The organism is Brevundimonas sp., assembly GCF_016463485.1.
Lineage (GTDB): Bacteria > Pseudomonadota > Alphaproteobacteria > Caulobacterales > Caulobacteraceae > Brevundimonas.
This window is the reverse complement of sequence record NZ_JAEMRD010000120.1, coordinates 1-9,780: the sequence shown is the minus strand read 5'-3', so window position 1 is coordinate 9,780 and position 9,780 is coordinate 1. Positions and strand designations below refer to the sequence as shown.

Annotated in this window: 9 protein-coding genes; 4 read left to right on the top strand and 5 right to left on the bottom strand. The window is 66.9% G+C overall.

Features of this window, described 5'->3' with window-relative positions:
• The coding region (locus JHC99_RS14495; RefSeq protein ID WP_292155121.1) for an acyl-CoA dehydrogenase N-terminal domain-containing protein at positions 1-261 on the bottom strand (261 nt) is incomplete at its 3' end.
• Between the two features lie 5 nt (positions 262-266).
• The gene (locus JHC99_RS14490; RefSeq protein ID WP_271145393.1) at positions 267-767 is read right to left on the bottom strand and encodes a MerR family DNA-binding transcriptional regulator; all 501 of its coding nucleotides are present in this window, start codon (positions 765-767) and stop codon (positions 267-269) included.
• A 234-nt stretch (positions 768-1,001) separates the two neighbouring features.
• Here JHC99_RS14490 and JHC99_RS14485 point away from each other — a divergent pair, with 234 nt between their 5' ends.
• Positions 1,002-1,196, top strand: a complete 195-nt coding sequence (locus tag JHC99_RS14485) for a DUF2256 domain-containing protein (protein ID WP_292155120.1) — start codon at positions 1,002-1,004, stop codon at positions 1,194-1,196.
• Here JHC99_RS14485 and JHC99_RS14480 read toward each other — a convergent pair.
• Together JHC99_RS14480 and JHC99_RS14475 are read right to left on the bottom strand one after the other, a co-directional pair.
• On the bottom strand, positions 1,162-1,596 hold the full coding sequence (locus JHC99_RS14480) for a DoxX family protein (RefSeq protein ID WP_292155119.1): 435 nt from the start codon (positions 1,594-1,596) through the stop codon (positions 1,162-1,164). The two genes, JHC99_RS14485 and JHC99_RS14480, sit on opposite strands and share 35 nt — an antisense overlap.
• Before the next feature lie 233 nt (positions 1,597-1,829).
• The gene (locus JHC99_RS14475) at positions 1,830-3,296 is read right to left on the bottom strand and encodes a protein adenylyltransferase SelO (RefSeq protein WP_292155118.1); all 1,467 of its coding nucleotides are present in this window, start codon (positions 3,294-3,296) and stop codon (positions 1,830-1,832) included.
• Positions 3,297-3,487: 191 nt separating this feature from the next.
• On the opposite strand from JHC99_RS14475, the gene nhaA reads away from it, so the two are divergent.
• The 3 genes from nhaA to JHC99_RS14460 all read left to right on the top strand — a co-directional run bounded on the left by nhaA (position 3,488) and on the right by JHC99_RS14460 (position 8,994).
• Positions 3,488-4,684 carry a Na+/H+ antiporter NhaA gene (nhaA, locus tag JHC99_RS14470; RefSeq protein WP_292155117.1) on the top strand — a complete coding sequence of 399 codons (1,197 nt, stop codon included), beginning with the start codon at positions 3,488-3,490 and terminating at the stop codon, positions 4,682-4,684.
• Between the two features lie 248 nt (positions 4,685-4,932).
• Positions 4,933-7,599: a TonB-dependent receptor gene (locus tag JHC99_RS14465; protein WP_292155116.1), complete on the top strand. Its 2,667-nt coding sequence runs from the start codon at positions 4,933-4,935 to the stop codon at positions 7,597-7,599.
• A gap of 168 nt (positions 7,600-7,767) precedes the next feature.
• A complete protein-coding gene (locus JHC99_RS14460; protein ID WP_292155115.1) occupies positions 7,768-8,994 on the top strand; it encodes a PQQ-dependent sugar dehydrogenase in 1,227 nt (408 codons plus the stop codon).
• A gap of 2 nt (positions 8,995-8,996) precedes the next feature.
• Here the strand turns inward: JHC99_RS14460 and JHC99_RS14455 are convergent, their stop codons facing one another.
• Positions 8,997-9,779, bottom strand: a complete 783-nt coding sequence (locus tag JHC99_RS14455; protein ID WP_292155114.1) for a TIGR02186 family protein — start codon at positions 9,777-9,779, stop codon at positions 8,997-8,999.
• Position 9,780 lies beyond the last annotated feature (1 nt).

Genomic DNA, 9,780 nt, shown 5'->3' with positions numbered 1-9,780 from the left:
CGCGACCATGGCCTGATAGGCTTCCTTCCAGCCCTTGGGCCCGGTGACGACGCCGCCCTCGGCCCAGTGGCAGCCTTCCTTGTCGCCCGAATGGTTGATCGGGGCGATGACCTCCTCGGCGAACTTGGCGCCCTCTTCGAGGATCTGCTGCACCAGATCGGACGAGATGTCCTCGAACCCGGCCTGGTTGGAATAGCGGTCGATCTCGAGCACTTCATTCAGGATGAAGGTCAGGTCACGGACGGGGGCTTTATAGGCCATGAGGCTCAGGCTCTCGCTTTGAAGGGATGGCGGACCGGGTGGTGGTCGTGGTTGTCGGGGTTCAGGCGGGCGCTCAGGACCGACTCATAGTCCTCGGCGCCGGGCAACAGGTCGGGACGCATCTGGGACAGGCGCTCCTCCATCGCGGCACAGGCCTCCTCGGCCGTCTCGATGGCGGCGTCGAGGTCTTCGCGCTGCTGCTTCAAGGCCTCGATCTGGGCGCGGTGGCGGCGCAGGGCGATCGCCATCTGATGGGTGTTGCCGTCGTTACGGTCGTAGAGGTCCAGCATGTCCTGGATCTCGTGCAGGGTGAAACCGATGCGTCGGCCGCGCAGGATCAGCTTCAGCCGGGCGCGATCGCGCGCATCATAGACGCGGGTCTGCCCCTTGCGCGCCGGGGTCAGCAGCCCCTTGTCTTCATAGAATCGGAGTGCCCTGGCCGTCGCCCCGAACTCGCGGCACAGCTGGCGGATGGAATAGGTGCGATGGTCGTCTGCGGTCGCCATGACAGCTACATAGCGCGAACTTGACGCGCACGTAAAGGGAAGCTTTTGTGTGCCGGTGCGTCATCTTTTCTTTCGTCATTCTCCGGCGAGCGAAGCGAGACCGGGGAACTCAGCGGCGCCGAAGGCGATCTGTCCGCGCACGGTCTGGGGACGAGGTCCGCAACAGGTTCGCGCCCGCGCGCGCCGCTGGGTCCTCCGGTCAAGCCGGAGGATGACGAAAGCAGAGGAGCAGCGATGCCACGCAAGCACGTCAACGACGCAGGGACCAACAAACGCGATCTGCCACAGAAGACGTGCGTCTCCTGCGGCAAGCCGTTCGCGTGGCGCCGAAAATGGGCGCGGGACTGGGATCAGGTGAAGTTCTGCTCCGACCGTTGCCGGTCGGTCGGCGAAGTCAGGCCCGGCGGCCCAGCAACACCGGGATCGTGATCGCCAGCAGCAGCAGGTTGACGACCGACAGGCCAATGTCGCCGCCCAGAGCATGCACGCCCAGCATCACGGCCTCAAGCACGATCAGGCCGGCGGCGGAGACCACGACAAGGGGCCGCCCGATCTTCCACGACACCAGCGGCATCAGGACGCCCACAGCCAGCACGATCTCGGCAATCCCCAGACCCCGGACGAACTGTTCCGGCACCACGGCCGGCCAGGTCATCAGGGTGACGAGATTGGCCATGGATTCCGTCAGCTTGGCATAACCGGCCGCGAGGAAGAACATCGCGATCCAGCCCTGAAGCGTCCACAGAGCCATGTTGCGATAGGTGGCGCGCAGGCGCGCGGCGGCGCTGGAAACGGGGGCGACGGAGGCGGGCGTAAAGGTGGCGGCCATGGCGGGGCTCTGGGATGAAGGTCGTCGGCAAGAAAACTGCAACAGTCGCGATATCGGATCGCCCGCTGCCGTCTGCAAGGGGTAATGGCACAGCTTTTCTCACATGTCATCAGCCGTAGACATCAATTGATGACTTAGCCGATCAACGCATGTTTCAGGCCGCGAAATCTACGCAGCTACGCGGCCGAAGCGTGGCCGTATGCATACAGTTTCGTAATCTGGATCGGGGCCTGTCAGCCCTCGAAGCTCCAGGCCTGGCGGGCCTGTTCGAGGCGCGCCAGCTTCGCCTGAAAGGGCGACCAGTCGTCATGGGTCGCGATGGCGGCCCACAGGGTCTCGACCTCTTCGATCAGCATCTCTTCCGGCCCAGCCTGCGCGAACATCGGATGCTCCAGCCGCTCGGGCCGGTCCGGCTCATGCTCGAACAGGGCGAAGCGGAAGGCGTCGAAGGTCTCGCCCTGATAAAGCGTCGCATGGGGTCCGCCCAGCGCCCGCGCCGAAGAGCTGAAGCCCGCGAACCAGTCGAAGAACAGCGGCTCCCACCGCAGCCCCTCGCCCCGCTCGCGCAGCAGGGCCAGGGTCGTATCGACCAGCCTCTGATCCGCCGCCTCGCCCAGGGACTGCACCCCCAGCCGCATCAGGAAGGCCGCGCGCAGGTGGCGGATATAGGCCGGGCCGAAACTGTTCAGCGCCTCGGTCAGGGGCACAGCATCCGCGACCAGCTTCAGGCAGCCGGCCAGTTGGGTCAGGTTCCAGAACACCGCCTCCGGCTGGCGCGCGAAGGCATAGAGCCCCGTCTGGTCGAAATAGGCGGCGGTGAACCCGGGCTCATAGGCCGGCAGGAAGCGCCACGGGCCGTAGTCGAAGCTCTCGCCCGTGACGTTCAGATTGTCGGTGTTGAGCACCCCGTGAACGAACCCCGCCGCGATCCAGCGGGCGGTCAGCTTCGCCGAGGCCTCGACGATCGCGGCCAGCAGGCCGGGCGCATCTCCCGCCGCGACATGAGGGTGATAGAGGGCCCGCACATGCTCGACGAGCGCCTCGATCAAGTCGGCGCGCTGGTGATAGGCCGCGCGCTGGAAGGTGCCGAAGCGGACGTGGCTGTGCTGGAGCCGTACAAGGACGGCCGACCGCGTCGGCGACGGTTCGTCGCCCCGTTCCAGCGCCTCGCCCGTCTCGATCAGGCTCAACGCCCGGCTGGTTGGGACGCCCAGGCTTTCCAGCATGGTCGCGGCCAGAACCTCCCGCATGCCGCCCTTCAGCGTCAGCCGCCCGTCCCCGCCCCGCGACCACGGCGTCGTGCCCGAGCCCTTGGTGCCGAGGTCCAGCAGCCGGCCATCCCTGGGCGCTACCGTCTCGCGCGCGGCGCTCGTCTGCTTGAGCGCGAGGGGCGTGGTCTCTCTGAGCTGTCCAGCCAGGAACCCCCGCCCGTCGCCGAGGTCGGGGTTGTAGTGGCGGAACTGATGCCCGTGATAGCGCATGGCGATCGGCCCCGGCTGGCCCGGCAAGGGCTCGAACCGGCCAAAGGCGGCGATCCACTCGTCCTCGCTCAGCCCTTCCAGCCCCACGCTCGCAGCCGCCCGATCGTTGCGATAGCGCAGGATCGTCGTCGGAAAGTTGGCGGGACCGACGGCGTCGGCGTACTCGTCCCCAAGGTCGAAGAAACGGGGCTCGGGCGTATAGGCTGGGGTAACGGGCATGGGGTGCAGATGCCCCTTCAAAGGCTCCGCCGCAACGCCTGTTGCGGCTTCACATCAGCCGACCTGATGCGCTAGAAAGGTCGCAGAGATCAGGCCCCCTCGGGGTCAGGCTGGCGCGGGCTCTCCCGGCGAATCCGGTCCGGCGTCGTCGATAACCGGCGCCACGGCAGACATCCATTCTCGGAGGCCCCGTGGCACGCAAACTGACTCTCGATTTTCTCAAGACCGAGACCGCCTCCGGCGCAGCCCTGGCTCTCGCCACCGTCGCGGCCCTGGTCGTGGCCAACTCGCCGCTGTCGGCCGACTATTTCGCCTGGCTGAAGAGCTATCACGTCGTCCAGATCGGCCCGCTGCGGCTGGAGGAGACGGTGTCCGAGTGGATCAAGGAAGGCCTGATGGCGGTCTTCTTCCTCGTGGTGGGCCTTGAGATCAAATACGAGATCGTGCGCGGCGAACTCAGCGATCCGAAGAAGCTGGCGACGCCCGTTCTGGCGGCCCTGGGCGGCATGGTCGCGCCGGCGCTGGTCTATCTGGCGATCACCGGGATGACGGGTGGTCCCCACGGCGGCTGGCCCATACCGCTTGCCACCGACATCGCCTTTGCCCTGGCCGTCTTCGCCCTGGTCGGCAAGGGACTGCCGGCGTCATTGCGGGTCTTCCTGCTGACCCTCGCCATCGTCGATGACCTGGGGGCCATCGCCATGATCGCCATCCTGTTCAGCGAGGGGGTGCAGTGGATGCCCCTGCTGGGCGTCGCGGCCCTGCTTGTCGGCGGAGCGATCTGGGCAAGGTCGATGCGTATCCCCGCGCCCTTCTGGGTACTGGGGTTCGCGGCGGTGTGGTGGCTGACGGTCCAGGCGGGGCTGAGCACCTCCCTGACCGCCGTGGCCTTCGCCCTGATCGTGCCGATCGCGCCGCGCGCCGAGGACAGACAGTCGCCGCTGAAGGAGGCCATGCATGACCTGCACCCCTATGTCGCCTGGCTGATCCTGCCGCTGTTCGCCTTCGCCAAGGCCGGTGTGTCGTTCGCAGGCCTGTCCCTGGATCAGGCGTTCGCGCCGCTGGTCTTCGGCATCGCGGGCGGCCTGTTCCTCGGCAAGCAGATCGGGGTGTTCGGTGCCGCCTGGCTGGCGACGAAACTGGGGCTCGGCACCCGACCGACCGACGCCTCCTGGCTTCAGGTCTACGGCGTCAGCCTGTTGTGCGGGGTCGGCTTCACCATGAGCCTGTTCATCGGGGCCCTCGCCTTTCCCGGTGCCGTCGATTCGCCCGAACAGGTCGAGGTCAAGCTGGGGGTGCTGGCCGGTTCGATCCTTTCGGGTCTGTGCGGAGCCCTGGCGCTTGCGATCGCCAGGCGCGGACCGCGCAAGGTTTTGGCCGAAACCTGAAAGGTTACTAGGCGGTTCACGCCCAATATTGACCTTGGGTCAGCCGTTTTTGTCGCTTTTGCGTCACACCGGCGTCCACGGGCGGGCAAAACGCGCGCCAGGCCCCTGCCGCTGCTTGTCGCTCTACTCGGCTTGGATTACGGCAGGGGTTCGAAATACCCGCAGCTCCGGCAAGAGAGCGAGGGCAGGGAAACAGGAAACGCCGCGATCGCCGTCCAGGCGGTCGGGCCATGAGCCGGGAGCCGTCCATGCGTCTTACTCAATCACTTCGCTATTCCGTGTCCGCCGCCGTCGTCGGCGCGGTCGCCTTCGGTCTCGTCGGTGCCGCCTCGGCCCAGGACCAGGAAGGCCCGTCGACCAGCGTCGACGACATCATCGTCACCGCCCAGAAGCGCGAGCAGAGCCTTCAGGACGTGCCGATCGTGGTCACCTCGCTGTCGGCCGAAGCGCTCGACAACGCAGGCGTCAAGGACATCAAGGATCTGCAGATCCTGACGCCCGGCATGACCGTCACCTCGACCTCGTCGGAAGCCTCGACGACCGTGCGTATCCGCGGCGTCGGCACCGTCGGTGACAACCCCGGCCTGGAAAGCTCGGTCGGCGTCGTGATCGACGGCGTCTATCGCTCGCGCAACTCGGTCGGCTTCGGCGACCTGGGCGAACTGCAACGGATCGAAGTCCTCAAGGGGCCGCAGGGTACCCTGTTCGGCAAGAACACCTCGGCCGGCGTCATCAACATCATCACCCAGGCCCCCTCGTTCACGCCCGGCTATGACGCCGAGCTGACGTTCGGCAACTACGGTGCCATGGGTGCCTCGGGCTCGGTCACCGGTCCGATCAACGACCAGGTCGCCTTCCGCCTGTATGCCGGTCGCCGGGTTCGCGACGGCTTCACCGAAATCGATCTGGGCGACGGTCCCCGTACCGATCGCGACGACGGCAACCAGGACTTCTGGACCGGCCGCGGTCAGCTGCTGATCCTGCCCAACGACAACACCTCGATCCGGCTCATCGCCGACTATTCCAAGCGCGACGAATACTGCTGCGTCGGCGTTCAGGTCCGCACCGGCCAGACCTATCCCTTCGTCGACGGCCTCTCGACCGGCACCGGCCAGGCCCCGCCCAACGCGACCTTCAGCGGCCTGCCCTTCTCGCGCCTCGGCTACGCCAACCGCGAAGACGGCCAGACCATCGAAGACAAGGGCCTGTCGGCCGAGGCCAACATCGACCTGAACCGCTGGGGTGACGCCACCCTGACGACCGTCTCGTCGTGGCGCCGCTGGAAGTCCTCGCTGGGTCAGGACATCGACTACACGGGCGCGGACATCAACTACCGCGTCAACGACGGCGACTACGGTTACGGCGTCGAGAACTGGACCCAGGAAGTTCGTCTGGCCGGGGCCACGGATCGCCTCGACTGGCTGGTCGGCGCCTTCGCCACCCGTGAGCAGGTTTCGCGCACGGACAGCTTCTACAACGGCGCAGACTACACCCCCTTCCTGTCCTTCCTGCTCAGCGCCAACCTGAACCGCGCGGTTCCGCAGTTCCCGGTCAGCCCCGGCATCATCGGCTGCTTCACGCGGCCGGGTCAGACCTCGGGCGGTACAGGTCTGCAAGGCTGTCTGGCCTCGGGCGGCACGGGTCAGCTTCCTGTCGGTCCGGGCGGACAGATCGTCACCGTCGCCTCGGCACAGGCCACCGGTCCCGGCTTCATCGTCGGCCAGGGCTTCCGCGACCGCTACAACCAGACGTCCGAGTCGTTCGCGCTGTTCACGAACAACACCATCCATCTGACGGACCAGTTCGATATCACGGTCGGCCTGCGCTACACGAGCGACACCAAGTCGGTCGACTCGCTGCAGACCAACCTCAACAACAACTCCAGCACCTGTAATGCGGCGCTGGCGAACTCGGGGGCCATCGGCGGCCTGCTGGGCGCAGCCACGGCCGGCTCCATCGTCGGCACGATCTGCCTGCCCTGGGTCAACAGCGCCTTCCAGGACCGCGTCGCCCACCAGGACTTCGACGACAGCGAGTTCTCGGGCACGGTCAAGGCCGCCTACCGCCTGAACGACCAGCTCCTGACCTATGTGTCCTACGCCCGCGGCTACAAGTCGTTCGGCTATAACCTGGACCGCACCCAGACCGGCGTGACGCCCAACGCCTCGACCTTGTTCCCCTCGGAAACGGTCGACAGCTACGAAGCCGGCTTCAAGGCCACCCTGTTCGATCGCAAGGTGCTGTTCAACGCCACCTACTTCAATCAGACGGTCGAGAACTTCCAGCTCAACACCTTCCTCGGCACCGCCTTCACGGTGGAATCGATCCCCGAGCTGAAGAGCCAGGGCTTCGATGCCGACTTCCTGTGGTTCACCCCGATCGAAGGCCTGTCGGTCTCGTCCGGCCTGACCTACACGGATGCAGAATACGGCGTCTTCACCGCCGCCCAGCTGACCCAGCCGTCCAACTTCGGGGCTCTTTCGTTGCTGCCGGGCGGAACCCCCGCCTTTGCTCCGGAATGGTCCAGCACCAACTCGGTGAACTTCGAGCGCACCGTCGGCAACCTGCTGTTCGGGGCCAGCCTGTCGGCCAAGTATTCCAGCGAATACAACACCGGTTCCGACCTGCTTCCCTACAAGGGTCAGGATGCCTATACCCTGGTCAACGGCCGCATCACCCTCGGAACGGCCGACGATCGCTGGACCGTCGAACTGTGGGGCCAGAACCTGACCGACAAGGAATACATCCAGGTCGGCTTTGCCGCGCCGCTGCAAGGCACCGCCTTCCAGTCGACGCTCCAGACCGCAGGCTCGAACCCCGGCACCTTCTACAATGCAGCGGCCGACACCGCGACCTACAACGCCTTCCTCGGCGCGCCGCGCACCTACGGCGTGACCTTCAAGGTCAAATATTGATCATCCCGCCAAGAGGGTGAACTTCAGAGCCGGCCGGGGTCCGCCCCGGCCGGCTTTTTCGTGGCCCGTGCCGTGGACGATCGGTCGCAGCAAGCGGCGCTGTTCAGCGGGAACGCAGCCTCTAGCCTTCCGTTGGTACGTCGACCCCCAGCCTGTTCGAGACCCGCCATGCGCATGATCCCCCTCGCCGCCACCGTCGCCTTCGCCGCCCTGGCCGCCGCCTGCGGAGCCAGCGGGCAGAACGCTCCGACACCGCAGGCCGGTACTCCACTGGAGACCCGCCCCGCCAACGGTGGCGGCCAGACCCCGGCCTTCGCCGGTCAGACGCGCGCGCCCGCTGTGACGACCTCCGTCGCCATGACCCACGCCGTGGTCGCATCCGGCCTCGACCACCCCTGGGGCCTGGCCCTCCTGCCCGACGGGCGCTGGCTGGTCACCGAGCGTTCGGGAAAGCTGTCGATCATCGCGCCGGACGGGACCAAGGGCGCTGCCATCGCCGGCCTGCCCGCCGTGGATGCGCGCGGCCAGGGGGGGCTGCTGGACGTCGTGGTCGGCCCGAGCTTTGCCAACGACCAGATGATCTACTGGAGCTATGCCGAGCCGCGTGAGGGCGGCAACGCCACCTCGGTCGCACGTGGTGCCCTGTCGGCGGACGGCAGCCGGGTCGATAACGTCCAGGTCATCTTCCGCGCCCTGCCCATCTATGACGGCGACAAGCATTTCGGCTCGTCGCTGGCGTTCGCGCCCGACGGCAAGCTGTTCGTCACCCTGGGTGAGCGTTCCGACAAGCCGATGCGGCCCCAGGCCCAGGATCTGGGCTCGCACATGGGCAAGACGATCCGCATCAATGCCGACGGCACGGTCCCGTCCGACAATCCTTTCGTCGGCCAGGCGGGAGCCCTGCCGGAGATCTGGAGCCTGGGCCACCGCAACGTCCAGGGCATCGCCATCGGTGCCGACGGGAAGGTCTGGACCGTGGAGCACGGCACCCGGGGCGGCGACGAGGTCAATCTGGACCAGCGCGGCCTGAACTACGGCTGGCCCGACGCGGCCTATGGCGTGGAATACGCAGGCGGTGCGATCAATGCCGGTGCGACGCAAAAGGAAGGCACCGAACAGCCGGTCTATTACTGGGATCCCGTCATCGCCCCGGGCGGCGCGACCCTCTATTCAGGCACCATGTTCCTGGCCTGGCAGGGCAATTTGCTGGTCGCAGGACTGAAGGAAAAGCACATCGCCCGGCTGGTGATCCAGAACGACCGCGTGGTCGGGGAAGAGCGGCTGCTGACCGATCTGGGCGAACGCATCCGCGACGTGGCCGTCGGCCCGGACGGTGCCGTCTGGGCCATCACAGACGAAGCGAACGGCAAGCTGGTGCGGTTGGCAACCCGGTAGGCTCAGCCGCGCCGGAAGACCCGCGACGCCAGATACCCCATTCCTGCGGCCAGCAGCACGCTGAGCAGGCCGTAGGACCAGGGGCGACGGTGGGCGAACTCATAGATGTCGCGCTCGAACCCGACCTTTTCGACCGTCAGGGTCAGGTTCGAGACCGAGGCCGGCTTGCCCTCCTGAAACAGCCAGACCTCAGCGTGGTACTCGCCCGTCGGTGCGGTGGTCGGCAGTTCGACCTCAGCGCGGAACAGGCCCCGGTCCACGAACGTCACCCCGTCGGGATCGGTATTGTACAGCGCCGCCGCCTCCTTCAGCCGGATCACGGCGCGGCGCCAGTCCAGATAGTCGTCTCCCAGCCGCGAGATGACCACGTCCCGCACGCCGTATCGCGTCACCGTCCGGGCCTCGTCCGGGGCCCCGATGCGCAGGTGATCAACGCCGACGCCCAGACGACGCAACTGACCAAACCCGGCGATCTCGCTCAGCGGCCGGGTCGAGGCGGTCATGTAGAAGCCGGGGGCGCCCTCGAACAGCACCGGCCGGCTGTTCAGCCAGACGCCCATGTTGCGGGTCTTCTTGACCAGGCGAACGGGCGCATCCGGTCCGCGCACGACCACGACGACGTCGGCGGGGGTGTCGGTCGGATTGAACACCGCCCCGTACAGCACGATCCTGGCCCCCTGGAACCCGGTATCGACCTTGACCTGGGCGTCGGTCAGGGCGGCGGCGACGCGGATCTGGCCGCTGGTGGCCTGCGACTGCTCCGACGGCGGAACGAAGGGCACCACC

What these genes read in the sequence shown, in the direction of transcription:
- JHC99_RS14490 (WP_271145393.1), bottom strand. Translation starts at nt 767, where the DNA reads ATGGCGACCGCAGACGACCATCGCACCTATTCCATCCGCCAGCTGTGC.
- JHC99_RS14485 (WP_292155120.1), top strand. Translation starts at nt 1,002, where the DNA reads ATGCCACGCAAGCACGTCAACGACGCAGGGACCAACAAACGCGATCTG.
- JHC99_RS14480 (WP_292155119.1), bottom strand. Translation starts at nt 1,596, where the DNA reads ATGGCCGCCACCTTTACGCCCGCCTCCGTCGCCCCCGTTTCCAGCGCC.
- JHC99_RS14475 (WP_292155118.1), bottom strand. Translation starts at nt 3,296, where the DNA reads ATGCCCGTTACCCCAGCCTATACGCCCGAGCCCCGTTTCTTCGACCTT.
- JHC99_RS14465 (WP_292155116.1), top strand. Translation starts at nt 4,933, where the DNA reads ATGCGTCTTACTCAATCACTTCGCTATTCCGTGTCCGCCGCCGTCGTC.
- JHC99_RS14460 (WP_292155115.1), top strand. Translation starts at nt 7,768, where the DNA reads ATGCGCATGATCCCCCTCGCCGCCACCGTCGCCTTCGCCGCCCTGGCC.